Source organism: Corynebacterium sp. 74A, from assembly GCF_008930665.1.
Classification (GTDB): Bacteria; Actinomycetota; Actinomycetes; order Mycobacteriales; family Mycobacteriaceae; genus Corynebacterium; species Corynebacterium megadyptis.
Genome location: NZ_PQMG01000002.1, coordinates 181,427 through 207,201, shown reverse-complemented (window position 1 = coordinate 207,201; position 25,775 = coordinate 181,427). Strand labels below are relative to the sequence as shown.

Annotated in this window: 23 protein-coding genes; 14 read left to right on the top strand and 9 right to left on the bottom strand. The window is 65.0% G+C overall.

The genetic code is table 11. From position 1 onward, the window contains the following. The first annotated feature begins 56 nt into the window (after positions 1 to 56). Positions 57 to 182: a hypothetical protein gene (locus GBB11_RS10995; protein ID WP_255441697.1), complete on the top strand. Its 126-nt coding sequence runs from the start codon at positions 57 to 59 to the stop codon at positions 180 to 182. A gap of 346 nt (positions 183 to 528) precedes the next feature. Here the strand turns inward: GBB11_RS10995 and GBB11_RS03920 are convergent, their stop codons facing one another. Then, entirely contained in the window at positions 529 to 1,110 is a 582-nt protein-coding gene (locus GBB11_RS03920; RefSeq protein WP_151528910.1) for an NADPH-dependent FMN reductase, read from the bottom strand. A 489-nt stretch (positions 1,111 to 1,599) separates the two neighbouring features. On the opposite strand from GBB11_RS03920, the gene GBB11_RS03915 reads away from it, so the two are divergent. Next, complete coding sequence (locus GBB11_RS03915; protein WP_151549503.1) at positions 1,600 to 1,860, top strand: hypothetical protein; 261 nt, start codon at positions 1,600 to 1,602, stop codon at positions 1,858 to 1,860. Positions 1,861 to 1,878: 18 nt separating this feature from the next. On the opposite strand, the gene GBB11_RS03910 is transcribed toward GBB11_RS03915, so the two are convergent. Next, positions 1,879 to 2,565, bottom strand: a complete 687-nt coding sequence (locus GBB11_RS03910) for a metal-dependent transcriptional regulator (protein WP_151528908.1) — start codon at positions 2,563 to 2,565, stop codon at positions 1,879 to 1,881. A 234-nt stretch (positions 2,566 to 2,799) separates the two neighbouring features. After that, entirely contained in the window at positions 2,800 to 3,468 is a 669-nt protein-coding gene (locus tag GBB11_RS10900) for an SHOCT domain-containing protein (protein ID WP_225979193.1), read from the bottom strand. A 311-nt stretch (positions 3,469 to 3,779) separates the two neighbouring features. Between GBB11_RS10900 and eccB the strand changes: the two genes are divergently transcribed. Beyond that, positions 3,780 to 5,123: a type VII secretion protein EccB gene (eccB, locus tag GBB11_RS03900; protein WP_151549504.1), complete on the top strand. Its 1,344-nt coding sequence runs from the start codon at positions 3,780 to 3,782 to the stop codon at positions 5,121 to 5,123. A 44-nt stretch (positions 5,124 to 5,167) separates the two neighbouring features. Here eccB and GBB11_RS03895 read toward each other — a convergent pair whose 3' ends face one another. Together GBB11_RS03895 and eccD are read right to left on the bottom strand one after the other, a co-directional pair. Continuing rightward, the gene (locus tag GBB11_RS03895) at positions 5,168 to 6,382 is read right to left on the bottom strand and encodes a S8 family serine peptidase (protein WP_151582270.1); all 1,215 of its coding nucleotides are present in this window, start codon (positions 6,380 to 6,382) and stop codon (positions 5,168 to 5,170) included. A 6-nt stretch (positions 6,383 to 6,388) separates the two neighbouring features. Continuing rightward, on the bottom strand, positions 6,389 to 7,816 hold the full coding sequence (eccD, locus tag GBB11_RS03890; RefSeq protein WP_192795892.1) for a type VII secretion integral membrane protein EccD: 1,428 nt from the start codon (positions 7,814 to 7,816) through the stop codon (positions 6,389 to 6,391). 362 nt (positions 7,817 to 8,178) lie between these two features. Between eccD and eccCa the strand changes: the two genes are divergently transcribed. From eccCa to GBB11_RS03870, 4 genes are all read left to right on the top strand, one after another. Next, positions 8,179 to 11,814 carry a type VII secretion protein EccCa gene (gene eccCa, locus GBB11_RS03885; protein WP_151549507.1) on the top strand — a complete coding sequence of 1,212 codons (3,636 nt, stop codon included), beginning with the start codon at positions 8,179 to 8,181 and terminating at the stop codon, positions 11,812 to 11,814. After that, entirely contained in the window at positions 11,815 to 12,900 is a 1,086-nt protein-coding gene (locus GBB11_RS03880) for a type VII secretion-associated protein (RefSeq protein WP_151549508.1), read from the top strand. A 190-nt stretch (positions 12,901 to 13,090) separates the two neighbouring features. Further along, the gene (locus GBB11_RS03875; RefSeq protein WP_151549509.1) at positions 13,091 to 13,405 is read left to right on the top strand and encodes a WXG100 family type VII secretion target; all 315 of its coding nucleotides are present in this window, start codon (positions 13,091 to 13,093) and stop codon (positions 13,403 to 13,405) included. A gap of 71 nt (positions 13,406 to 13,476) precedes the next feature. Beyond that, positions 13,477 to 13,764 carry a WXG100 family type VII secretion target gene (locus tag GBB11_RS03870; RefSeq protein ID WP_151549510.1) on the top strand — a complete coding sequence of 96 codons (288 nt, stop codon included), beginning with the start codon at positions 13,477 to 13,479 and terminating at the stop codon, positions 13,762 to 13,764. A 271-nt stretch (positions 13,765 to 14,035) separates the two neighbouring features. Here GBB11_RS03870 and GBB11_RS03865 read toward each other — a convergent pair whose 3' ends face one another. Then, a complete protein-coding gene (locus GBB11_RS03865; protein ID WP_151549511.1) occupies positions 14,036 to 14,719 on the bottom strand; it encodes an SDR family oxidoreductase in 684 nt (227 codons plus the stop codon). A 320-nt stretch (positions 14,720 to 15,039) separates the two neighbouring features. On the opposite strand from GBB11_RS03865, the gene rplM reads away from it, so the two are divergent. Together rplM and rpsI are read left to right on the top strand one after the other, a co-directional pair. Continuing rightward, positions 15,040 to 15,483, top strand: coding sequence for a 50S ribosomal protein L13 (gene rplM / locus GBB11_RS03860; RefSeq protein ID WP_151528899.1), 444 nt, complete (start codon positions 15,040 to 15,042; stop codon positions 15,481 to 15,483). Next, the gene (rpsI, locus tag GBB11_RS03855; protein ID WP_151528898.1) at positions 15,480 to 16,028 is read left to right on the top strand and encodes a 30S ribosomal protein S9; all 549 of its coding nucleotides are present in this window, start codon (positions 15,480 to 15,482) and stop codon (positions 16,026 to 16,028) included. The genes rplM and rpsI overlap by 4 nt, the downstream gene beginning before the upstream one ends. Positions 16,029 to 16,131: 103 nt before the next feature. Here rpsI and GBB11_RS03850 read toward each other — a convergent pair whose 3' ends face one another. Further along, positions 16,132 to 17,130, bottom strand: coding sequence for a TIGR00730 family Rossman fold protein (locus tag GBB11_RS03850; protein WP_151549512.1), 999 nt, complete (start codon positions 17,128 to 17,130; stop codon positions 16,132 to 16,134). A 135-nt stretch (positions 17,131 to 17,265) separates the two neighbouring features. Between GBB11_RS03850 and glmM the strand changes: the two genes are divergently transcribed. From glmM to GBB11_RS03835, 3 genes are all read left to right on the top strand, one after another. Next, positions 17,266 to 18,609, top strand: coding sequence for a phosphoglucosamine mutase (glmM, locus tag GBB11_RS03845; RefSeq protein WP_151549513.1), 1,344 nt, complete (start codon positions 17,266 to 17,268; stop codon positions 18,607 to 18,609). Between the two features lie 150 nt (positions 18,610 to 18,759). Continuing rightward, entirely contained in the window at positions 18,760 to 19,083 is a 324-nt protein-coding gene (locus GBB11_RS03840; RefSeq protein WP_151549514.1) for a hypothetical protein, read from the top strand. Continuing rightward, positions 19,080 to 20,561: a hypothetical protein gene (locus tag GBB11_RS03835; protein WP_151549515.1), complete on the top strand. Its 1,482-nt coding sequence runs from the start codon at positions 19,080 to 19,082 to the stop codon at positions 20,559 to 20,561. Before GBB11_RS03840 ends, GBB11_RS03835 begins: the two co-directional genes overlap by 4 nt. 312 nt (positions 20,562 to 20,873) lie before the next feature. On the opposite strand, the gene GBB11_RS03830 is transcribed toward GBB11_RS03835, so the two are convergent. Further along, on the bottom strand, positions 20,874 to 21,740 hold the full coding sequence (locus GBB11_RS03830; RefSeq protein WP_151549516.1) for a dienelactone hydrolase family protein: 867 nt from the start codon (positions 21,738 to 21,740) through the stop codon (positions 20,874 to 20,876). A 155-nt stretch (positions 21,741 to 21,895) separates the two neighbouring features. Between GBB11_RS03830 and glmS the strand changes: the two genes are divergently transcribed. Beyond that, the gene (glmS, locus tag GBB11_RS03825; RefSeq protein ID WP_151549517.1) at positions 21,896 to 23,761 is read left to right on the top strand and encodes a glutamine--fructose-6-phosphate transaminase (isomerizing); all 1,866 of its coding nucleotides are present in this window, start codon (positions 21,896 to 21,898) and stop codon (positions 23,759 to 23,761) included. Between the two features lie 68 nt (positions 23,762 to 23,829). Here glmS and GBB11_RS03820 read toward each other — a convergent pair whose 3' ends face one another. Further along, positions 23,830 to 24,567, bottom strand: a complete 738-nt coding sequence (locus GBB11_RS03820; protein ID WP_151549518.1) for a CPBP family intramembrane glutamic endopeptidase — start codon at positions 24,565 to 24,567, stop codon at positions 23,830 to 23,832. A gap of 43 nt (positions 24,568 to 24,610) precedes the next feature. Here GBB11_RS03820 and alr point away from each other — a divergent pair, with 43 nt between their 5' ends. Next, entirely contained in the window at positions 24,611 to 25,774 is a 1,164-nt protein-coding gene (alr, locus tag GBB11_RS03815; RefSeq protein WP_151549519.1) for an alanine racemase, read from the top strand. The last annotated feature ends 1 nt before the right edge of the window (position 25,775 follow it).

The window sequence follows — 25,775 nt, the reverse complement described above, 5'->3', positions numbered from 1 at the left end:
CCTCGGTGGGGGCAGGGCCGGTCCTTGTCTTGTGTGCTGGGGTACATATGAGGCAGATGAAGCAGTTCAAGACCTATAGGGAACAGATCGAATTGCTTCGCGAACGCGGGTTGAGGGCGGATGATCCCACCCGCGCTGAGAAATTAGTGGCGCGGCTTAACTACTATCGCTTGTCCGGATAGTGGTTTCCGACGCGGCGCTTTGCTCCGTCCGATGGCACCGCGCAAGATGAGTTTGTTGAGGGAGCCGAAGTGATCGAGGGCGAGCTCGGTAGAGCGGCGGATAGTGGAGTGCTGCCCAGTCGTCTATGTGGATCGGCACTTTCATAGAACTCACCGCACCTCGGTGGCGCCGTTAAAGAGGTACGAAAAAGCCGCGCCAGGAGGCTGCACAGCTAGTGGGTGGTAGCTAGAGACCCAAAGCTGTTGCCTCCACTAGTCGCCGGTACGTGCAGACCGAAACGATTGGCGCGGCTTAATTCGTGAGCGCAATTGGTTGGGGTGTACGTACCCCTCCGCGCACGGGGCGTTAGGCCTTGTTTCGCGGGTTGGCTTCCATGAGCTCGACGAAGCGCTGGACGTGGCCCTGGAGGAACTCCACCGTGGATTCCACGGCGATCTTGTCATTGTCGTCGAAAAGCGTCGGCGACTGGCCGAGGAATACCTCCGGCTGCCCCAGCATCGGCATGTCGAAGTAGGAGAGTGCCAGCTTCAGGTTCTTTTGGGAGGAGTAGCCGCCCATGCGGCCAACGGAGTGGCTGATGATCGCGGCGGGCAGGCCCTTCCATGCCACATCGGAGTTGGGCTTGGATCCGATATCAACGGCGTTCTTCAGTGCAGCGGGGATGGTGCGGTTGTTTTCTGCCGTAACGAAGAGAACGCCATCGGCTTGCTTGAGCCGCTCGCGGAACTCGGTGTACTCCTGCGGGGTGGTCTTGTCCTCGACCTCGGGATCGTCATAATCGAAGTCGTACAAAGGTAGGTCCCGGATCTCCACGATCTCGGCGGAGATGTCCTCGGGGAACATGGGGATCACATTCTTCGCGATCTTGCGGGCGAAGGATCCACGTCGCAAGCTTCCGACAAGTACTACTACGTTCTTGTTAGTCATACATACTCCTTAAAGCGTGTGTAGCTGGTGTTGAGGGGCTGCTCGGCGCTTCCCGCAGTGGAGGACGATCCTGGTGTGGGGGCCGTGCTGTGGCATAACCACGCTGAGGCACGTGCCGCTGAGACGATGAGCACGCGACGGGAAAGCTCCATCGCGGAGGGGCCGTGCGGGCCCGCTCAGAAAGGCTCGTACTCATGCATTCGCAGCGGTGGTGATCCACTTTGAGCTGCATAAATGCGCTAATCCGCCCCGCCCGCAGCGACCGCGGGCACCAGTGTGTAGTTATCCACGGCAATTATGAGCGCTTGTGATAGGCTGTGTCAAACATTTAACTTCGACTAGACGAACACTGCGGCTCTGTTGTGATCTGCAGTGCGTGAACCGAAGACCATGCACATGTTCACCGATATGGGCAGTGGCTGTGTCCTCGACGCAGCCGGTGCTGGTGCGGTGGATGGACACTTCTCGTCATACGAGGGAGGAAGAGCGATGGATGCACAACCAGCCTCCGATGGTCACTGGATAGAAGCCGTAGGCATGTTTAGTGATCTCAAAGAGGGAAACCCCGCATCGGCTACGCGCATCTTGGCTAGCTCCCATGCGCCTGAAGAGGTCATGGAATATTTCATGAGGATGGTCAGCCTCTACCTGCGCAACGCCGATCAAGACGACGTGACCCGTTTTGTGGATGCAGCCTGGCAGATGGGGCCGCCGCCCCGAATCCCAGATGCGCTCCGCGGATTCTTCTGATCGCGCGGCGCAGCGTAGTTAGTCCTGCGGCTGCGAGGGGATAGCGAAGATCGACTGCGCTATGGTGCTGCTGATAGTGAGTGCCTCCTCGCCGTCGTGCGGCGTGATAGTGATCGACTCGCTAAAGGGCGGTCCCGCCGTCACCTGAACGCGCGTATCGAGGCCGATGTCATGTTCGGCAAGGTACTGCAAAAGCTGTGGATCATCATCGGCAATGCGGGCAATGGTCACCACGGAATGCGGTTCGCATTCCGTTAATCGCACCGCGGGCGGGCGGATAATAGTGCCCTGCGAGTCAGGAATTGCATCCCCGTGCGGGTCGCGTTGTGGATGGCCAAGGTGCTCATCCAATCGTTCGATCATCAGATCAGACACCACATGTTCAAGAGCATCCGCTTCGCGATCCACCTGTTCCCAGCGATATCCCAAGGTGTCCACGAGGAAGGTTTCGATCAGGCGGTGCCTGCGCACCATGGCCACTGCGTACTCTCTGCCCAGATCCGTTAGAGTCACTGCGGAATAGCGCGAGTGCTCGACGAGGCCGGCGTCACTAAGCTTGCGCAACGCATCGGAGACCGTGGACTTCTTCACCCCAGCTTTGTCTGCGATCATTCCCGTGGTGATGGGCGCCGTACTCCATTCGCTCAGTCCCCAAATGATCTTCACATAATTCTGGGTACTGGCAGATAACGAGCTAACAGACATGCTTCCAGACTACCCGTACTTCGGGCCTCCCAACTCAGAATTTCGCTTAGTCAGCGATATCGCTTATCGCGCTGTGGCGATGCTCCACAAACGGCGTATAACTCTTTGCACTGGGATGGAGGTCCCTTGACTCGGGTGTCCCCATCCCAAGCGCATCAGTGTTATCACCAGGCCACCGTCACGACCACAGCGGCCCGATGTCGTGACTAGCGATAACTCATCGTATGGCGGTTATTAGAGTCCGAGGGCCTTGGCCTTCGCGGCCGCGAATTCCTCGTCGGAGAGAATTCCTTGGGCATGAAGATCAGCAAGTTTCTTAATCTGTTCCATGCCGGTATCGAGATCAGAAGGGGCAGCCGCGGCCTGGGAAGGCGAAGTGGCTGCATCCTGCGCTCCGGCTGTTTGGCGCTCGCGCACAATGTCCTGCAATTCCTCGAAATCCCGAGTGCACTTTTCGAGTTGAATCATCTGGGCATTAGACCACAGATTAATCCATGCTCCTCGGAGATTACGCCCCACGTCAATACGATCGATTGCGCTGTAGAGCAGCTCTGTATGGGCGAAGTTGAGCGTCTTGTTATAGGCAATAAAAATGCGATCCACCGTGGCGACAAGTACGCATCCGACATCTAAGTCCGCTTCTTTGGCTACGGCTGCAAAAAGAATCTCTTCATCGTCTCGCAGGACCATCCCAGCCTGTGATACTGCTGCAAGACAGGAGTTTCGCTCAAGTGCGGGGAGATGCTTCTGGATGATTTTCGTTTTGGCGATCATCCGCTTCTGCAACGCGATTTCGGAATCGACCTTGGCGCCGAGCTTGTCCACCATCGACCCCACGAGGTTGGTGTTCTTCGAATCAGACGATGAAGGGGTCTGCCCAGACCGGCGCTTAAAAATGCCCACAGTGTTCCTCCACAAGATGGTTGAGTACTCCAACCTCTGCAGAATACCGGGCGGGGGTAGAGCTCTGGGGAATGATTCAGTGAGTACAGGAGAGCACGCGCTGTCCTCACCCTGCACCCCGCCTGCGCAGCGTTTAAAGTGAGAGCAGCGTCGCTCAGCGCAGGTACACAGCACAGAATCTGCAGGCCTTGAGGCCATCAGCACCCGTCGGGGACGGGGTGCGTCGAAAAGCCACCTAGAGGCTTTCGCGTGAGTGTGTGTGCGAGGGCGCGGTCCTAATAGTCATTCTCGGGGGAGGAGTCTGGTGCCACATGGGTGAGCACTCCGATACACACCATCAGCCGCTGCGGTCGATCCTGCAGCCCACCACGCAGGCGCAGGTGAGCGGCTATAAGTTTCTGCTCCGTCGCGCCGAGCTCGGGGCGGTGATGGGCGATATTCGAATGATCCACGATCCGCTCGGGGCGCGGAATAAGGCGCTGGCCTTTGGTGCTGCCGCGGCTGTGGTGGTGGGGTTGGGCGCCGGCGCGATGGCGTTATTTTCGCCGCAGCGCGATCCAGGGGAGGCGCCGATCATGGTGGCCGATTCGGGGGCGCTCTATGTGCGCTCCGAGGAGGGCGTTCATCCCGTAACTAATTTGGCTTCGGCACGGCTGGTGGTGGGCGAGGCCGCCACCCCAGCGCGGATTTCGGATGCGGTGCTGGCCACGCAGCGTTTCGCGCATGAGGTGGGCATCGGGGTGGCGCCGTCGGCCGTGGCGGACACGGCGCCGGAGCAGCCTTTGGTGGCCTGCCACGAGGTGCGTAGTGATGAGCTGCACGTGGGCTCGGGGATTGAGTATCGGCCGCTGGGGGAGGAGGAGGCGTTTGTGGCCCGCGATGAGCGCGGTACGCAGTGGTTGATTACCTCCGAGGGGCGTCGCCGGTTGCCTTTTGCGCGTGATGAGCTGGGGGCCGCTACCCGCCAGGCAGTGGGGGTGGATAGAGACACTCCGGTGGTGGAGACCTCCAGTACGTGGCTGAATACTGTTCATGCGCTGCCGGATTTCGCGGTGCCCTCGGGCCCGTGGGAGATCGCGGATGTGGGCGGGGCCGCCTATCTCATCCGCCGCGAGGGCCTGATAGAGCTCACGGACACGCAACGCAGCATTCTCGTGCAACTGGGGGCGCGGACGCGCGAGCGCACGCGGGAGGACATCAGTGGTTTCGGCGATAGTGGGCAGACACTGCAGCTGCTGCGTCGCCCGTATTCGCTTATCGACGCCCCCTTCCTCGGCGCGCCGGAGTCGCATCCAGCGGCGGTGTGCTCGGCGGGTACACAGCGCGGCCCTGGGGTGCGGATGGGCGCGCTGGAGGGTTCGATCCCCGTGTTGGGTGCCCATGCCACCCATTACCGTCCGGCCTATGAGGATGAGCAGCGCTCGGGCTTGGCTTTTGGGGTGGATACCGCCCAGGGCACGCATGTGATCTCGGAGACGGGGCGGCGGCATGCGGTGCCCTCGGGCAAAGAGTTAGCGGTGGTGGGCGTGGAGTCCACCACGGCGGCCTCATGGTCGGTGGTGTCGTTATTGCCGGAGGGCGAGGTGCTGTCTTTTGAAGCGGCCCGCGCTCCCGCGCATCGCAATATAAGAGGAATAGCTCAGCGCTATAAGTAACCCCTTGCCCTTCGCCTCAGCCTGTGGGCGAGGGGCGAGGGTTTTTAGGCCTCGTGGTCGCTGTGCCAGCCGCGGATGATGGCGCGGAGTGCGATCGCGGCGAGGGCCACCGCTGCCATGATCGCCACCCGGCTGCGGGTGGGATCGCTCTGCACGGTGCGGATGGTGATATCCCGCTCCGCTGCGGTGGTGCGGGTATCGAGATCGAGGTGAGTGAGCGCGGCGTGGATATCGAATTCACCCCGCGCCGGGTCGGCGATGGCGGCCAGTCGCGCCCGGATCTCCGCGGGGCTGGCGTGGCGGTCGCGCTGCAGCAGGAGTGCGACGGTGCCAGAGACCACCGGCGTGGCGAAGCTGGTGCCGCTATAGCCGTGTACTTGCCCTTCGTCGCCATATACCCCAGAGGCGAGGCCGCTTCCTTCCGAGTGCAGGGCTATGGGCACATCGCCCTTGGCGCTGAGCCGCAGCCCAGTGTCCTCGGCGGCGGGGAGTGCGTAGTCGGCGAGGCTGCGCGTGGAGTGATCGACGGCGCTGACCGCGATCACGGTGGGCAGATGCGCCGGATACACCACATCGCCGGGTGAGCACTTCTCGGAGACATTGCCGGCCGCGGCGACCACCACGACGTTGCTGGCCTCCGCCCGTCGTACCGCAGCGCGGAGTGCTTGCGTGTTCAGCCCCGCGGCGCGGGCGGGAGAGACGCAGGACACCACCGACACGTTGATCACATCCGCTTTGGCGTCGATGGCCGCGTGGATAGCCTCGGCGAGATTCGCGAGATTGCCGCTGCTGCTGCGCTGCGGGCTGCGATAGTGGGTGCTGGTGTGGCGGATGCTGAGGATCTCAGCATCCGGGGCGATGCCGGTGAGTTCATCGCTGCTCGGGTCGGGGAGCATACCGATGATCCCCGCCACCACGGTGCCGTGGGAGTCACAATCATGATCCGCGCGCGGCTGTTCGGGATGGATAAAATCCGCATCTGGGGTCATGCGCAGGCGTGGATGCTGCGCCACCCCGGTATCGACCACGGCGACTTTTACCCCGGCACCGGTGGCGTGCTGGTGGGTATCGCGGAGGGCGAGGGAGCGTCGTACAGCCTCATCCCACGCGGTACGATCGCCAGCGGAGTCGCTGATCTGCACGGGCTGAGCGCAGGCAATGTCTGGGGCATCCGGCGCGGGCGGCGAGTCCTGGGCGACGGTGAGAGGGGCGCAGCCGACGAGCAGCACGGCGGCCATCAGGGGACACACGAAGCGCATCACGACCTACCATCCCCAGGTGCGGATCGCGGTGAATATGCCCATGAGGTGCGCGGAGAGCGGAATGATGGCGGCCAATGCGATGTGCTCCACTCGCTCGAGGCGCCGCTGCCATGTGGGCTCCATGGTGGATAGCGGCCCAGTGAGTAGGGGAGCGGCGCCCGCAAGCGCGAGCACAGCCCCGGCGAGCACCAACGGCCAGATAATCCACGAGCCCTGGCCGGCAAGCTCCGCGGTGGCCATACGCAGCGCGCATAGCGCGAGCGCGGCCATCCCGGCGCAGCTAGAGACCCACAACGCCCACATGCTCCAGACATCGTGATGACGGGCGGCATGCACCACCACGGACCCCACGGTGCAGGCCACCAAGGCGAGGGCGAAGGCATCGGCGCGCTGGGCGAGCACCAGCAGCAGCGGGCTCAGTACCACCGTGAGCCCAAGGTAGAAACCACCCAGGATCTGCGCAGTTCGCCGGGCCTTCTTCTCCGGCTCGGCGATCGTATGATCGGCCACCTCGAGGTCCTGGCCGGCCGAGGGGATCAGCGGCACCCGGAGACCCGCGGCTTTCAGTGCCACACTGGGCGCGGCGCTCATAGCCACCATGGCCATCGCGATGGTGCCGGCGCTGGCAGCCACCCACTCGCCGCTCGCGGCCAGCAACCCGCCGCACACCGTCAGCAGGGCGACCGTGGTGATCGCCGCGGCACAGTGCCGAATATGCAGGGTCTTCGCGCCGAGGGCGGTGGCGGCGGCCAGTCCACCCGCAGCAGCCACCAGAGTCCACCCCGCGGCACTGCTCGAGAGCGCGAGGGCCTCCACGCCGCGCTGCTGGGCGGCGCTGGCCCCGGCTATCGCTGCGCTGAGCTGGGCAATGCCCATATAGCAGGCGGTGGCCTCTGGGTTGAGCCGGCGGCGCGCCCGCAGGGCCACTGCGCTGGCCGCCAGCGCGAGGCTGGCACCCCACCACGCCACTGCGGTGGCACTCAGCGGTGCGGCCACCGCGCCGAGACACACTACTAGGCCCGCCACCAGCAGCGGTAGCGTATCGAGGCCGCGCCGGCAGGGGGTGCTGGCGGCGTCGGCAAGCGCATGGGCGGTGTCTTTGACCACCGGCGCGGCGTGCTGCTCATACGGCCCGAGCACCAGCACGCCCCCATGCAGGAAGGGCACGGTGTGCAGCGGCCGGGTGGCGTCGATAGGCACCCCTGCGGCGGTGCGCCCCTGCCAGGGCACGCTGATGCTCGGCGCATCGAGGAGATCTAAGACCTCATCGAGCACCTCCGCCAGTGAGGAACGCGGCGGCAACACAATATCGAGCTGACGATTGCGCTCGGGCTGCTCCGGCACGTCGAGACGGATGGTGGTGGTCACCGCCGTGGTGGCGGGGCGCGGCTCGTGCGGCGGCGCCGATGGTGAGTGAAGTGACAGCGTCACAAGAAATTCCCCCTGAGTAGATAACACGATCACGCCCACAGACGGCACAGAGAGATAGCGGTGCTCGCGCGCACGACGGCGTCGAGTGCTGCTGCGATGGTTCCCCCGAACCATCTCCCCCTCCACCCTCCATGGGGTGCTGGCGAGCTGCAGACGCGAAACCTTTGGCCTGCAGTGCCCATCAGCTTGGCTTAGGATCAGTGCCGTGTCCACTCGAGGCGCACCGGAGCAGCGGCCGAGCACCGCTGTTCCGGTGGGGCTGAGCGAGCGGGCGACGTCGATCATGCATGCGGCGCGGGGATGGGGGACATGCCTGCGCGCCGGGTGCAGCCAGTATCCGTGCTACGGGGGGAGTTTGAGATATGGCTGTCGCATTTCCGCAGGCAGTAGAAGAAACCAGAGCGATCGAGCGGATCGCGGCACCACCGCTGCCCAGCGGCAGCATCCAGCCGGAAGCCGTACCGGATGCCCCGACGCGGCAGCCGGTGCCGCTGGTGCGCATCATCATCCCGGTGGTGATGGTGCTGGCCATGGTGGGCATGGTGGCGCTGATGCTCACCGGAGAACGGCAGCTTAATCCCATGATGCTGCTCTTTCCGCTGATGATGGGCGCCTCGATGCTGGCGATGTTTATGCCCCAGGGTGGCGAGGACAGCGATGACACCCGCCGCACCTATCTGCGGCATCTCTCGCATGTTCGCCGCGCCGCGCTGAACAACGCCGCCGCGCAGCGCGCCCACGAGCTGCACCGCCACCCCGATCCGAAGGCGCTCTACGCCGCCGCCGGCTCGCCGCGGATGTGGGAGCGTAGCCTCGGCGATCCCGATGTGGGGGAGGTGCGCATCGGGCGTGGCACCACCGCGCTCTGCACGCCGATCGAATTACACAACATCAACGCCACCGAGGACCTTGACCCGGTGTGCGCGGTGGCGCTGCGCCACATGGTGACCGCCGTGGACACCGTGCCCGCCATGCCACTGGTGGTGCAGGTGGGCTCGTTCAGCGTGCTCTCGCTGCACGGGGAAAAGGCCCGGGCTCTCGCGCGGGCACTCATCGCCCAACTGGTCTTTCACCACGGGCCCGAGGCCATCGGCATCGAGGTGCTCAGCGGCACCCGCGCCGCTGCCGCCGCCGAGGGGGAGTGGCAGTGGCTAAAATGGTTGCCGCACACCCGCACTCCCAGCGAGGCCGCCTGCCGGGTACTCATCGTGGATATCGACGATGCCGAGCAGCCCGCCCACCTCGTGGGCTCGCGCCGCTGGGATCTCATTATCGCCATCGACGCCCACCAGGCCACGCCGCTGTATGAGGCAGCCTTCAATGACGGGCTGATCCTGCACGCCGATGCCGCGCTGGTGGTCTCGATTCTCGGCGGCGAGGAAACCATCGGGGTGCCCGATACCCTCAGCATCGCCGAGGCCACCTGCCTGGCCAAGGCCCTTCATCCCCACGACCGGCCAGAGCGGCACAGCACCGCTCCTTCGGGAGAGCTCCTGCCGCTGCTCGGCTACCACGAGCAAGAGCATGTGCGCGCCGAGACCCTGTGGGCGCCTCGCGCCCCAGGCGATCCCACCCGCCTCAACGTGCCCATCGGTGTGGGAAGCGATGGTCAGCCGCTGCTGCTCGATATCAAAGAATCCGCCCACGGCGGGGTGGGGCCGCACGGGCTGTGTATCGGTGCCACCGGATCGGGAAAATCCGAGCTCCTGCGCACGTTCGTGGTCTCTCTTGCCCTTAGCCACTCCCCAGCGGAGCTGAACTTTGTGCTGGTGGACTTCAAAGGCGGCGCCACCTTCCTCGGCCTCGATGGCCTGCCGCACACCTCCGCAGTGATCACCAACCTGCACGCCGAGGCTGATCTGGTAGAGCGCATGAGCGACGCCATCTCTGGGGAGATGAACCGCCGCCAAGAAGTACTGCGCGCGGCCGGCAACGTGCCCAATGTGGAGGCCTTCAACGCCGCCGCGGCCGCAGCTGGCACCGAGCCGATGCCGGCGCTGGTGATCGTGATCGATGAGTTCTCCGAGCTGCTCGGCCAGCATCCCGACTTCGCCGATCTCTTCGCCGCCGTCGGCCGGCTGGGCCGCTCCCTGCACATCCACCTGCTGCTCGCCAGCCAGCGCCTGGAGGAGGGGCGGCTGCGCGGGCTGGACTCGCACCTCAGCTACCGCATTGGGTTGCGCACCTTCTCGGCCATGGAATCCCGCCACGTGCTCGGCGTGCCGGACGCCTATGAGCTGCCCAATCAACCCGGCCGTGGCTTCATCAAAGCCGATGCCGCCGAGGTGCGCGGCTTCCAAGCAAGCTATGTCTCCGGCCCGGTCAGCGCCAGTACCAGCCCCGCTGCGGAGGCGATCGTGCGGGTGGGCCGCTTCGATACCCGCGCCGATACCCTGCCCGAGCCGCGCCTGCCCGCCGCCAGCGCCAGCTCGCAGCAGGGCCCCTCGAGTACCCAGACGCTCGTGGATCTCACCGTGGAACTCACCACCGCCCGCGCCGCCCAGCTGGGGCTGAAGGCGCACAAGGTGTGGCTGGATCCGCTGCCCGCTGCCATCCCGCTCGGCGGGGTGGTGGAGGATCTCGGCCCCCTACGTGCTGCGGTGGGCGTGATCGATCGCCCCTATGAGCAGCGCCAAGATCCCCTCGTGGTGGACTTCACCGGCCAAAACGGGCATGTGGCCGTCTGCGGCGGGCCGCAGAGCGGCAAAACCACCATGCTGCGTAGCATCGCCACCGCGCTCGCCTCCACCCACAGCACCGAGACGCTACGCGTGTACGCTCTGGACCTCGGCGGCGGCGGGCTCGGCACCCTCACTCGCCTCCCACACACCGCTGGGGTGGCTGGCCGCGAGCAGGAAGAAACCATCGCCCGCGTGGTGGATGAGGTGCTCGGTTTTATCGATGAGCCGGAGCAGCGCCACACTTTTTTGCTTATCGACGGTTGGCAGGCACTCACCACCGACTTCGAGGAGCTCACCCCGAGCCTGCAGCGCATCGCCAGCGAGGGCCTCGCGGCGCGGGTGCATCTGGTGATCTCTACCTCCCGCTGGACCGCCCTGCGGCCATCGGTGCGGGATCTCATCGGCCAACGCTATGAGCTGCGTCTGCCCGAGGCCATGGACTCAGTGATCGATCGCCGCCGCCAAGAAAAACTCCCCGCCCTGCCCGGCCGAGGACTCAACGCGGCAGGGGAGAATATCCTCATCGCCCAATCCAGCGCCCAAGACATCGCCCATGTGGCCCGGCAGAGCGAGGAAGCCGGCATGGCGGCCGTGCCGGCGCTGAAAACCCTGCCTCTTAGCCTGCCGGCCGCCAGCCTGCCCGACTCCGAGCAGGTGCTACTGGGCTTGGGCGGGGCCCGACTCGAGCCGGTGGCGGTGGACTTCAGCGACACCCAGCACGTGATTGCCCTCGGCAACAAGGGCTGCGGCAAATCCCAGTTGCTCAAGGTCGTGGGCCGCCACCTCGCACAGCTGCCGCATGAGCAGGTGCGGCTGCTGGTGATCGATCATCGCCGCCGCCACCTCGGGGCATTCCCCGAGCACATGCTGGCCGGCTATAGCGGCACTACCGACGCCAGCCGCAGCCTCATTAGCGATCTCTGCACCACGCTGCGCCAGCGCCTACCCAGCGAAGACATCACCCCGCAGCAGCTGCTTCAACGTTCCTGGTGGAGCGGGCCCGAGCTATATCTGCTTATCGACGACGCCGAGCTGCTGCCGCACGGGCTACTCGATCCGCTCGCGCCCCTGCTCCCGCACGCCGCCGATATCGGCCTGCACCTGATCTACGCCCGCAAATCCGGCGGCGCCTCCCGTGCCTTCTTTGCGCCTGGACTCGCGGAATTGAAGGACTCCTCGCCGCTGGTGCTGCTCTTCGACAGTGATAAAGACGAGGGCCCGCTCTTCGGGGCGCGGCCCGCCACCCTCGCGCCGGGTCGGGCCCAGTTGATCCGCGGCGGCAGTGCCGAAGGACTCATTCAGGTGGTGAGTGACTAAATGATGCCCCGTTGGGAAGTCTCCGTCACCGATGCGCTCACCATCGTGGTCGAGGCAACCACCGCTAAAGCGCACTACTTCTATGATCTCGGCGCCGCCGCCTTAAGCGAGCCCGATCAGGCCCGCCGCTTAGTCTCCGAGCTGCGGGATCTGACCGGTAGCCAGTGGCCGCAGGTCGAGGTGATCATCGATGCCGCCGAAGAACCCGGCGAGTGCCTGCTGGAGCAGTGTCACACCGCCCGCGTGCGGGCCTGGCGCTATGGCGAGCCGCCACCCGAGCCAGTCGAAGCGTCCGAGCCCACCGCGCCTGCAGCGCCACCCGCCCCGCCCGCCACCGCGCTGCGATCTACTGCGGCGCCGCAACCGGAGCCCGAGGACGGCCCGTGGCCGCAGCCGCCACAGGGCGTGCGCCGCCGCTCTCTCCACGGTGGCGGCATCGCCCGGCTGCTGGAGCGGGTCAATCTCTTTAGCGTGGGCATCGTGGCAGTGGTGCTGTTCGTGGTGGGGGTGAGTTGGTGGTCTACCCGGCAGTCCTTGGAGCCGGCGCCGGTGCGCACCGTGGCGGAACCGGAGCAGCCGGGTTCCAGCCCGCCGCCGAGTGACAATGCCGGGGAGGAGGCGTCGACAAGCGCTGCGGCGCCGCGAGAGATAGTGGTAGAGCGCGGCCCAGTGCGGGTGCGCACCCCGGAGGGATTCGAGATTAGTGACCGTGGGGACAGTAGCTTTCAGCTCAACGGTGCGGATCCCGAACTGCGCATCCTCATCTCCTTCGATGAGGTCTATTCTGTGTCGCCGGAGGCGGTGATCGCCGAGGTAGAGGCGATGGTGGCCGTGGATGAGACACTGCGCACCGAGGCGGCCGTATTTCGCCGGCACGGGCAGCCCGCCCAGACCAGCTATATCGAAGAACCAGGCGATGGCTCGCTGGTGCGCTGGACCGCCTGGGTAGAGCAGGACACCTTGATCAGCGTGGGCTGTCATTCGCGGCATCAGCCCAGCCATGCGCATACCGCCAGCTGCCGCATGGCGGTGGATAGTCTCGAGCACCGCGATAACACCACCGGCGATGGGGAGAAGCTTTTTTAGCCGGGGCGGAACCTCAGTCGCTGTGCCTGACGTCTATATCCCATGAAGCCACTTGGTTTCACCACCACAGGGGGGATTGTGTGGAGCACTCGGGGGAGCATCACATCCGATCACTGTGCAGTCCATTCCCTATATATCCGGCAGCAGCTGCTGCATCAATGCACACAGGATTATCTTTCAAGGAGCATCTATGACTGGGCACTTTCGCACAGAATCACAGACCATGGTCGCCACCGCAGGCAAGGTGGATCAGACCAACCACGACGTTCAGGCCGAGCTGGCTCGGCTGCGCGGCACCGTCGACGCCATCGGTGGTAGCTGGCAAGGCAGCGCGCAGCTGGCTTTCACCAATCTCATGAGCCGCTGGGACGCCTCGGCACGCCAGCTGCAGGAGGCGCTGAGCTCCATCTCGGAGAATATCCGCGCCAACGCCCGCGCCTTCGACGTTTCCGAGACCGAGAACGAAACCGCATTCCGTCGGGTGGGTGGCGGCTTGGCGCTCTAGCGCCGCCGCATCCCACTCGCCTGCATCAGCACACTTAATAAGAGCGCAACACAGAAAGGCTAATGCCACTCATGGACACGATTCGTTATCAATTCGGCGCCATCAGCCAAGCGGCTGAGGATATTCGCGCCACCTCCGCCAAGATCAACGGCAACTTGGAGGACCTCAAAGCCCAGATCGCGCCGATGACCGCGGCGTGGGAAGGCGAGTCCTCCTCCGCCTACCAAGAAGCCCAGCGCGCGTGGGATGCCGCCGCACTGGAGATCAACACCATTTTGGCCACCATCTCCCGCACTGTGGCAGAAGGCAATGAGCGTATGAGCGATGTCAATCGCCGCGCTGCCGCTAGCTGGAGCTAGCCGCCCGCCGCCGCAGAGGCTCGGGCCGGTGTGTCTCGCGCGCGGGCGTGTCCGTGGAATCCCCGTGTTCTCCGTGTATCTCCACATTCCAGGGACGCAGCCACCCACTCGCGTGAGCGCACCGCCTCGTGCCGCGCGGCCTCAAGAACCACCACCTCATCGAGCAATACGCAGCCACACCCCGCGTCGTAGCACCAGCCGCCAGTGATGAATGGGCGGCACGCTACCGCGGGGTGTGTGCTGTCGCACGTCCCCCGAGCGCTGTCCGGTATTAGCTGATCTCCGAGTAGTCTTCAGGCACCTCGGCGAGGGCCTCGGCGATAGGGGTGGAGCCATTGATAAAGGGGATCACCCGGTGGATGGTGGCGGGCTGCTGCAGTGCGCCAGCCGCCACCTGTGCGACATTGCCGCGGGAGGTCTCGGAGGACATCCCGTGCGTTAGTGGAGTGACGCGCACCGTCCCTGTCGCCGGCTCATCGCTCAGTGTGCCAGGACCCAGGATGGTCCACTCTAAGTCGCTGCCCACCAGGTGCATATCGGCCGCGAGCTTGGCCACGGCGTAGTCGTAGAGGGGATGATCCTCCGGAATCTGTAGTGGGGAGCGCGAACCATTGAAGGAGACCATAATATAGCGCTTCACCCCGGCGGCTTGGGCGGCGTCCATGCTGCGGATAGCCGCGTCCCGATCAACGGCGTAGGTGCGCGCCGCCCCACCAGAGCCGCCGGCGCCGGCGGACCACACCACGGCATCCGCGCCACGCAGGGCCGCGGTGAGCTCTGCGATCGAGGATTCTTCCACGTCGACCACCACCGGATGTGCTCCGGCAGCCTCCACATCGGCGGCATGGTCGGGATTTCGGATCAATGCAGTGACGCTATCGCCGCGTTCGCTGAGAATAGAGGCCAGCTCAAGGGCGATCTTTCCGTGGCCACCAATAATGACGATATGAGACATAGATGTCCTCCTTAAGCTATAGACGCGTGGTTCCACCCTGGGGGAGAGCCCACGGTGTTTCATTGCGGCACCAACGACACAGCCTGGGACGATATTCCCGAGCTAGCCGGAGCAGTGACGCGGCGAGGAGTTTGCGCTGCGCAGCTATAGGGGGCTAAAATTCACTCTTCGTGTGTACTCGCCGTAGTAACGCCTGCCCTTCGAGGGGATGCGGAAGCTGGGAAGAGTACTGATAGCGCGGGTCTCCACCGGCCGCCGCGCTATCCATAACTGACACGTTTGGCTGGCAGCGAGCAGAATAGACTTTGAAAGGTTTTGCATTGTCTACTTATCACCCGAAGAGCGGTGACATCACCCGCAAGTGGTATGTCATCGACGCCACTGATGTGGTGCTGGGTCGCCTGGCAGTGACCGCCGCAGGCCTCCTGCGCGGCAAGGGCAAGCCCCAGTACGCACCCAATGTCGACTGCGGTGACCACGTCATCATCATCAATGCTGACAAGGTTGCTGTTTCCTCTAACAAGCGCGAGCGTGAGTTCCGCTACCGTCACTCCGGCTACCCGGGTGGTCTGAAGACCATGTCCCTGGGTCGCTCCCTCGAGCTGCACCCGGAGCGCGTTGTGTTCGAGTCTGTTGAGGGCATGATGCCGCACAACCGTCTCTCCCGCGCCTCGGTGAAGAAGCTTCACGTCTTCGCCGGCTCCGAGCACCCGTATGCAGCCCAGAAGCCCGAGACCTTCGAGATCAAGCAGGTGGCCCAGTGACCGAACAGAACCAGAACGAATCCCAGGTAGCCTCCGCTGAGGACATCGCTGCAGCGCAGGCCGCAACCGAGGAGTTCACCAACACCATCGGTGACTCCCTCGTGGACGAGTCCGCCGAGACCGCCGAGGCTCCCGCAGCCGAGGGCCCGGCCGATCTCAGCCAGCCGATCCAGACCGTTGGCCGTCGTAAGCGCGCCGTCGCCCGCGTCACCATGACCCAGGGCACCGGCAAGATCACCGTCAACGGCCGTGAGTTCGAGGAGTACTTCCCCTCCAAGCTCAACCAGCAGGACATCAAGACCCCGCTGACCCTTCTGGAGCGCGAGAACCAGTTCGACATCCGTGCCCGCATCTCCGGTGGCGGCCCCACCGGTCAGTCCGGTGCTATGCGTCTGGCTATCGCCCGCGCCCTCAACGAGTACAACCCGGCTGAGCGTAAGCAGCTGAAGAAGGCTGGCCTTCTCACTCGCGACGCCCGTGCCGTGGAGCGCAAGAAGGCAGGTCTGCACAAGGCCCGTCGTGCTCCGCAGTACTCCAAGCGTTAAACACCAACGCTTCTTCAACGCCCGTGGCTTCGGCCGCGGGCGTTGCTCGTTTCTGGGGCACCGCTAGCAGCACCACGGCCGGAAAACGCCTGCCGTGGTGCTGCTAGCTCCACTTGGGTCGTGGGGCGATCCAGGTGCGCATGGCCTGGAGAATCTCCTCGGGGCTATCGCCGAGGATGAGCGCGTCATAATCTTCTGCTCGCACAAAGCCCTCCTCTACCATGATGCTGAGCGCACGCAGAGTGGGAGCCCAATAGTCGCTGTCTAAAAACGCGATCGGCTTGGCGTGATATCCGAGCTGCTGGCCGGTCCACACATCGTAGAACTCATCCAATGTGCCGGTGCCGCCGGGCAGGCAGAGGAAGGCGTCGGCACGCTCGCTCATGCGCTGTTTGCGGGCGTGCATTGTCTCCACCACCTCGAGCTGCGTCAGTCTGGGATGCGCGATCTCGCCGTGCATCAGGCTCTGCGGTAGCACCCCGCTCACCGCTCCGCCGGCCTCGAGGGCCGCCGTGGACACGGCCCCCATCAACCCCATTGCGCTGCCGCCATAGACAAGCCGCATGCCATTGCGTGCCAGGCTCTCTCCCACAGCGCGGGCAGCCACGAGGTGGCGCCCATCCTGTCCCGCGCGGGCGCCGCTAAACACCGCCACCGAGTGAATGGGGTGGCCCCGAAGATAATCCAGCACATGCTCTGTGAGCAGCGGCGTCAGTGGCACGGAGCGATCATCGAGTGTATCGAGTGCGAGCCACTGCCGCTCGGGGCCCAGCCCCTGTCCCGCGGCAGGTGCTGTCCTGTCCTGGGCGGCTGCGTCGTGAAGCGGCGAGCCGGGGACGAGAAATAGTGCCACCCGCGCCAGCTCGGTGTCCGTGCTGCTAGCGCGGGTCGTGATGTCTCCGCAGGGGGTGAGCTCCGCTGCTGCGATGGTGATGCCGAGTTCCTGCAGCGCCCTGAGTGCGGCGTGGGTGGCGGATTCTCCCGGCTGAGCTACAGCCTGGGGGAGGGTCAGCGCGGCGCCGGCGGGCTCGCGCACGGTGAGCAGGCGGCGGCGGGGATCACGAATAATAACGGCACTACTATCGCGGGCATCTACTGGCATGGCTGCAAGGCTACTAGCTGCCAGCCCCGGCGCACGGGCAGCTGCTTCCGCATGGGCACGGGTCATACGTCTGAGTACCACCGCAAGGGAATGTCTGGCGTGGGATCGGGGTAGCCGAGCGTGCATAATGGAGGAATGACTCGACTCTTCGGAACAGACGGTGTACGTGGATTAGCCAATAAGAAGCTGACGGCCCCCTTGGCGCTGCAGCTCGGTGCAGCGGCTGCGGAGGTACTGACAAAGGAGTACCGCAACTCCAAGCGCCGCCCCGTCGCCATCGTGGGCCGCGACCCGCGCGTCTCCGGCGAGATGCTGGCCGCGGCGATCTCCGCGGGCATGGCATCGCGCGGTGTGGACGTGTTGCGCGTCGGCGTGATCCCCACCCCGGCGGTGGCATTTTTGACCGATGATTATGGCGCAGATATGGGCGTGATGATCTCCGCCTCCCACAACCCCATGCCGGATAATGGCATCAAGTTCTTTTCCGACGGCGGCCATAAACTGCCCGATGAGGTAGAGGACGAGATCGAGCGCCGCATGGACAATATCGCCGCCGAAGGCCCCACCGGCCACGGTATTGGCCGCGTGATTGAGGAAGCCTCGGACGCCCAAGAACGCTATCTGATGCACCTAGCCCAGGCCGTGCCGCAGGATCTCTCTGGGATCAAGGTGGTGGTGGACTGCGCCAATGGTGCCGCCGCCGAGGTAGCCCCATTAGCCTATGGCGCCGCCGGTGCCGAGGTGATTCCGATTCACCACAAGCCGAATTCCTACAACATCAACGATGGCTGCGGCTCCACCCACATCGAGGAGGTGCAGCGCGCGGTCCGCGAGCACGGCGCCGATATTGGCTTGGCTCACGATGGCGACGCCGATCGCTGCCTCGCCGTGGACGCCGAGGGCACCATCGTTGATGGCGATCAGATCATGGCGATTCTGGCCGTGGCGATGAAGGCCAATAGCGAGCTGCGTAAGAACACCCTGGTGGCCACAGTGATGTCGAATCTAGGGCTGAAGCTGGCCATGGAGGACGCCGACATTGAGGTGCTCACCACCCAGGTGGGCGATCGCTATGTCCTCGCCGAGCTCAACCGCAGCGGCTATAGCCTCGGCGGCGAGCAGTCCGGCCACATCGTGATCCCCGATCACGGAACCACCGGCGATGGCGTACTCACCGGCCTTTCGCTCATGGCACGCATGGCAGAAACCGGCTCAAGCCTTAAGGAATTGGCCACCGTGATGACGGTGCTGCCGCAGATGCTCATCAACGTTCCGGTCTCGGACAAGTCCATAATCATGGATCATCCTCGGGTTAAGGAGGCCATCACCAAGGCTGAGGCGGAGCTGGGCGACACCGGCCGAGTGCTGCTGCGTGCCTCCGGCACAGAGGATCTCTTCCGCGTCATGGTGGAGGCCGCCCACGAGGAGCAGGCCCGAAAGGTGGCCGGTCGTCTGGCCGCCGTGGTCGCTGAGGTCTAAACCCGCCTCCCGCCGTCATTCCCGCGGGGTGCGCAGAATACTTCCGCGCCGCGGGAACCTCCCAAGGGTAAGTGTGCGTCTAACTCGGTGAGAAGGTGCGCCCTGTCAGGGTGCACGCCGCCGTTTCTTTGACCTCGCATGGGGGAGGCTATGACGCACACTGACATAGATGTCGATCCACCAACCGCGCTGGCGCATACCGCCGAGTTGCTCCGCACTATCGCCGAGAACACGAGCGCGCACCAGCGCCACGCACCACAGTTCCCGCCCGCCGCGGCGGGGAAGGGGCTGAGGGAACGCGGTGAAACCCTCGCCCGTGTCTTCACCCAACTGCACACCGATACCGCCACTGCTTTAGACGCAGCTCGCTTATCGACGCATACCGCCAGCGATCATCTCCGCGCCCTCTCAGAGCAGGACCACGAGGTGGCCAGCGCCCTGCACCGCATCGATAAGGCAGGTGAAGGCAGATGAACAGCTCCGTGACCTGCTACGGCTCCACGGTGGAGGCGCTGCGTCTGGCCGCGGGCCCGCTGTACACCGGGCCGCAGATCAGCGCCGAGGAGTTAAGCGCCGCCGCCGAGAATCTCGCCGGTGTGGATACTTCCGCACTACGCACAGCCGCGAGCTACGCCCTAGGAGAATCCGCCCCGCAGGACGCCAGCCGCTGGGTGCAGGAGGTGCTCAGCCCCGCTCTCGCCGGAGTGGCCGAGGGGGCCATGTGCGGCGGCCTGAGCGAGGCTATGCGGCAGTGGGAGCAGCGGGTAGAAGGTGCCGCAGCAGTAGAGGCGGCCGCGCATTCTTGCGCTGATAGCATCGACGCGGTCGGAAGCAGCGCCCATGAGGCGGCGCAGGCGATGACGCTGAGCCTTGATGAGGCAGTACGCGCGGTGTGCCACGCCCTCGAATTGCTGGGCAGTAGCGGTGCCCGCGGTCTGGCGCAGCAATTAGTGCACATGGGCGCAGGGCTGATCGATAGCGCCGGCCAGCAGCTGCTGGGTATCTTCGGCGATCACGACACAGCCGTGGCGGGCTGTTTTGATGAGCTGATCGCCCACGCCGAGCAGCACTGCGCCACCGAAGCTCCCGCCGCGTGCGAGTCCGCGCCACCGTGTGAGCCGGAGCCGCCGTGTGAGCCCGCGGCCGCCCCGCCCGTAGCGAAGCCGGAGCCCTGCGTGACGGAGACTCCCGTACCGCAGCCAGCACCGGCGCCGGCGGCAGCGCCCCTGCCGCCGCCGGTAGAGCCGCAGCCGGCCCCACAACCGGCCCCGGCCTGCGAGCCCGCGTCAGCCGCGCCGCCGCCACAGCCACCGACAACGCCGCCTAAGCCCTGCGTACCAGAAACCCCAGCGACCCCACCGAGCCCGCCACCGGCACCTGCTCCCGCCGCCGCACCGCCGTGCCCAGCCGTTGAGCTCGGGCAGCTGGTGAGTGGTTCGGTACTCACGGTGGGGCAGGCGATGGCCAGCGCCGCCGCCGTCGGAGTGGCACAGGCTCAGGCCTCGCTTCATGCGCACCTCGAGGCCGCTATAGCCGGCACTATCGAGGTATCCGCGCATCTTGGACAAGCACCCAGCGCCTGCCCGCCCACACCGGTAGTGGAGTGCCCGCCAGTGGTGGAACAACCCTGCGCCCCGGTTGCGCCGGCTGCCGACCCTGCACCCACACCGCAGCCCGAGCCAGAAGCGCCTCAGCCGGTCGATCCCTGCCCACCGGAGGATCTCGCCGCTGTGCCCGAACCCGAGCCACCGGCACAGAAGGTGGCCATGCAGAACGTGGCGCAGGAGGCAGCCCCAGACCCAGCCCCAGAATCGGCACCGCCCGAGCCACAACCAGAATCGCCGGCCGAGGCTGCCGCGCCGGTAGCAGCTGCCGCCGATGCCGCCCCACCGACTGATGAAGGAGAACACAGTGAGCACACCAGCTGGCCCCACAAGGCAGGTGCGTGGTGACTAACGTGAACCCCGATTTCCTCCGGCACCTCGAGACCTTCCAGCGCCACACGAGTGCGCGGCTAACTGAGTTTTCCCGCTCCCTCGATGAGCTCACCGCCCAAGCCCGGCGCGAGGCGCGAACCAGCGCAGAACACACTCCAACCCCGCCGCATACGAGTGCCACACAGCGCCCGGCGGCGAATGCGGCAGAGCGGGCATGGCCGCGCCCAGCGCAGAAGAAACCCGCCCCGCGCGGTCCTGTTCGGGGAGTGCTGAGAAACTCGCCTTAAAGGCACCGCTCGGGGCGGGGATAAAGATGAGATGTGGAGGTTAGTCCTGCTCGGCATCCTCGGTGGAGGCATCCGCATAGGGGTCGTGCTTGGCTACCTCTTCACGTAGCTCTTGGCGGGTCCAGGCGGTCACGCCCTTGCCCTCAGCCGCGAAGGCAGAGAATGCCGAGTACTTATTCTCCCCGGCGAGCTGGTGCAGCAGGAAGCCGGTGACTAGTCCGCGGGCAGTCTCTTGGGCGCCGAACTCGAGCCCGCTGATTCCGGTGAGGAGCTTGCTCACGCTTGCCTCGCGGAAGCCGGTCTGGCTCGCCTTGTCCACGACGCGGAAAGCGACATCGCCGCCCCAGTTGAAGGCCACCTTCGGCGGGTTACCCATATCGAGGAACTCGCCGCGGCCCGGGGAGAGTACAAGCCCAGGCACGTTCACGTGGCGGGCGGCTTCTTCGGAGGAGGGGGCGGTAACGGAGGGGTAGATGGCGGCGACGGCCTTGACCAGATCGCGGTCTACGGCGGCAAGAATCGCGGCGCCGGCTCCCATGCCGTGGCCCACCAAGCCGATTTTGCCCGGGGCGACGGTGATATTGCCTTGGCCGAGCTTCACCCCAGCGGCAATCTGCATGCAGGTTTCTAGATCAGCAGCGAAGCCACGGTGATCGGGGGCGAAACCGGTCTCGGTGTCCGGTGCCACCGCCACAATGCCCCAGCTCGCGAGGTGGCGCAGGGTGGCGTGGTAGTGCTTAATGCCCTGCCGCCAATCGTGGCCAAAGGCCACTGCGGGCAGGCCCTGGCCCTCGGCGGGGGTATAAACCTTGCCGGGGATGCCGGCATAGGACAGATCGCCCACGAGCACGCGGTGGGGGCCACGCTTGGACAGTTTGCTTAGGTGTTTCTTCAAGTTCTCAGCCACGGTGTTCAAGGATAGTCTATGCACGCCAGACCGTGGGGCTGCGGCTCCAGCCGGAGAGTGCACGGCCGAGGTGCAGGGGGCGGGCTTCAGGGCTCGCGGCGCGCGGTGAGCTGTTGCGAGGGGAGGTGTCTCTGGGTTGGGTTAGGATGAACGGCATGTGTGGAATCGTTGGATACATCGGTCATCGTGAAGGCTTGGGTGTGGCGCTCGGCGCCCTCAAGCGCATGGAATACCGCGGCTATGACTCTTCAGGAATCGCCGTCGCAGACGGTGCGGGCAGCATTAATGCTGTGAAGAAGGCCGGCAAGATTAGCAACCTCGAGATGCGTATCGATGAGGAAGGTGCCGATAACTTCCGGGGCCACACCGCTGTGGGGCACACTCGCTGGGCTACGCACGGGCGTCCCACCGATAGCAATGCCCACCCGCACCTGTCTGCGGACGGCAAGGTGGCCATTGTGCACAACGGCATTATCGAGAACTTCGCGGTGCTGCGCGAGGAGCTGGAGTACAGCGGCGTGGAACTGCTCTCGGAAACCGACTCGGAGGTGGCCGCGCACATGCTGGCCGCCGCCTATAACGAGGGTGAGACCAAGGGCGATTTCCAGGCCTCGGCCCTGCATGTGCTCAATCGTCTCGAGGGCGCATTCACCCTGCTGTTTACCCACGCCGATCACCCGGACACCATCATTGCGGCCCGCCGTTCCACCCCGTTGATCGTCGGTATCGGCGAGGACGAGATGTTTCTTGGCTCGGATGTGGCGGCCTTTATTGAATACACCAAGGATGCTGTTGAGCTGGGCCAGGACAACGTGGTGATCATCACCCGTGATTCCTATGAGATTCTCAACTTCGATGGCAGCCCCGCTGAGGGCAAGCCCTTCACCATTGACTGGGATTTGAGCGCCGCCGAGAAGGGTGGCTTCGATTCCTTCATGATGAAGGAGATTCATGAGCAGCCCGCGGCGGTGCGCGACACCTTGGCCGGCCACTTCCAGGACGGCCGCATCGTCTTGGACGAGCAGAACTTCAGCCAGGCCGATCTCAAGGCCGTGGACAAAATCTTCGTGGTGGCCTGCGGTTCGGCCTACCACTCGGGCCTGCTGGCCAAGTATGCCATCGAGCACTGGGCCCGCGTCCCCGTGGAGATCGAGGTAGCCAGCGAGTTCCGTTATCGCGATCCGGTGCTGGACAAAAACACCCTCGTGGTGGCCGTGTCCCAGTCCGGTGAGACCGCCGATACGCTTGAGGCCGTTCGCCACGCCAAGGCCCAGGGCGCCAAGGTGCTGGCGGTGTGCAACACCAACGGGGCACAGATTCCCCGCGAGTCCGATGCGGTGCTCTACACCCACGCTGGCCCGGAGATTGGTGTGGCCTCCACCAAGGCCTTTTTGGCGCAGGTGGCCGCCAACTACATCGTGGGCTTGGCCCTGGCGCAGGCCAAGGGCACCAAGTACCCGGATGAGATCACAGATATCTACCATGATCTGGAGTCCATCCCGGAGAAGATCGAGACTCTGCTCGCCGTTGAGGACGAGACCAAGCGCATCTCGGAGGTGCTGGGCGCGATTCCCACCATGCTGTTCTTGGGCCGCGGCGTGGGCTTCCCCGTGGCGCTGGAGGGTGCGCTGAAGCTGAAGGAGCTGGCCTATATTCACGCCGAGGGCTTCCCGGCTGGTGAGCTTAAGCATGGGCCGATCGCGCTCATCGAGGACGATCTTCCCGTGGTTGTGGTGGTGCCCTCGCCGCGTGGGGTGAAGCTGCTGCACTCCAAGATCGTCTCCAATATTCAGGAGATCCGTGCCCGCGGCGCGAAAACCATCGTGATCGCCGAGGAAGGCGATGATGCAGTGGAACCCTACGCCAACTGGCTCATCCGTATCCCCGAGACCTCCACGATCATGCAGCCCCTGTTGGCCACCGTCCCGCTGCAGTTCCTCGCTGCGTTCATCGCCCGCGAGTGCGGTAACGAGGACATCGACAAGCCCCGTAACCTGGCGAAGTCCGTGACTGTGGAATAGTCCCAGCAGCAAAAAGAACTCGAGCCCACATGCCGTGGTGCTCGAGTTTTTTGCTTATCGACGCCGTCCTAGAGCCACGTCCACGCCGCCGCGGCCGCCAGCGCCCCGGTGGCGTTGAGTGCCCAGTGCAAACCAATGGGGGCGATCACGCTATCGGTATGGTGGCGCAGCCAGGTGAGTACCGCCCCAGCACCGGCGGTGGCCAGTACCGCTAAGCCCACCCCGATCCAGGTGGCGAGGCTGCCGGAGCCGAGTAACCCCGACAGGCCCGCGTTGGAGGCAGTCAGTCCCAGCGAGGAGCTGATATGCCACAGCCCGAACAACACAGAACCCGCCCCAAACACCAGCTTGGTGCCGCCGAGGCGAGCGAGGGAGACGTGCAGCATGCCGCGAAAAGCCAGCTCCTCCGGAACCACGGTTTGCAGCGGGATAATCACCAGCGCGGCCAGCAGGGCGCGGCGCAGAGTGGCGTAGGAATCATTGAGGAAGAACTCGCGTGTAAACGGCAACGCCAGCCCGGCGCCCACCACGAGGATGACTGCCGCTATCGATATCCCAGCCCAGCGCGCGCCACGGCGCAGTGTGGACCGGGAGATCCCCATCGCTTGTGGGGTATAGCCGCGGGCGAAGGACAGCAGCACCATCGCCGCTACTCCGAGCGGCACCGTGGAACGATAGGACGCCAGCTCGGTGAAGTGGGCGAGGGAATTGATGATGGCGAGGCTGCCGACCAGGAGGGCGACGTCGATAAGCGCTGAGCACCGCGATCGTGACAGGTGAGGGCGGCGGGCAGCGGAAACGAACATGCGGTTCATCCTACGCTGCGGTGACAGTGGCACAATGTGGCTTATGGATTTGCTCAGCACCACCATTGATCTTGAGGCGATTGCGCACAATACCCGTGCGCTCAAGGCGCGCGCCGGGAATGCCCAGCTCATCGCAGTGGTGAAGGCCGATGCCTATGGCCATGGCATGGCGGAATGCGCTGCCGTGATGGCGCGCGAGGGCGCCGATATGTTTGGGGTGGCCACCCTGCCTGAGGCGCTCGAGCTGGTCGCCGCGCTGCGCCTACGCGGCTATGAGCAGCCGGTGCTGTGCTGGCTCTGGCATCCCGCCCAGGACCTTGATGCTGCGCTCGAGGCGGGAGTGGTGCTGGGCATCGCGAACATGGAGCAGGCCCGTAGTCTTATTGCCCAGCTACAGGGGCGACCTATCACCGTGCACGTGAAGGTGGATACCGGGCTGAATCGCTCGGGGGTGGATGAAGAGGAGTGGGAGGAGATCTTTCACCTGCTCGCCGCCGCCCCTACGGTGACGGTCGATGGTATTTTCAGCCACCTGGCCTGCGCCGATGATCCCGGCAATAGCAGCATCGACGCCCAAGCAGAGTTGCTGCGCCGCGCCTGGGATTGCGCCCAGCGCTGCGGCCTGCGCCCGCGGCTGCGGCATCTGGCCAATTCCCCAGCCACCCTGACGCGCCCCGATCTCTACTTCGAGGCCATCCGTCCCGGGCTGGCGCTCTATGGGGTCTCCCCCTTCGCCGGAAGAGACGTTAAGGAGTGGGGGCTTATCCCCGCGATGCGGTGGACGGCGCGGGTGACCACCATCAAAACCACCCATGCCGGCGAGGGCGTTAGCTACGGGCTGACGTGGCGTGCCCCGCGGGAGAGCGTGACCGCCGTGGTGGCGGTGGGCTACGCCGATGGGCTGCCGCGCGCCGTGCAGACCCGGCGCGGCGAATCCGATCTATGGGTGAGTATCAAGGGCCAGCGCTATCGGCAGATCGGTCGGGTGTGTATGGATCAGATCGTGGTGGACCTCGGGGATAATGCACAGGGGGTGGCCATCGGTGATGAGGTGGTGCTCTGTGGCGATGGCAGCGCGGGAGAGATGACCGCTGCTGAGCTCGCCGCGGCCGCCGGCACGATCGCCTATGAGATGGTGTGCGCCCCGAAGGGACGGACGGTGCGGCACTATCTGCCGGCTCAGCAGCACAACCCAGTGGAGGAGTAGG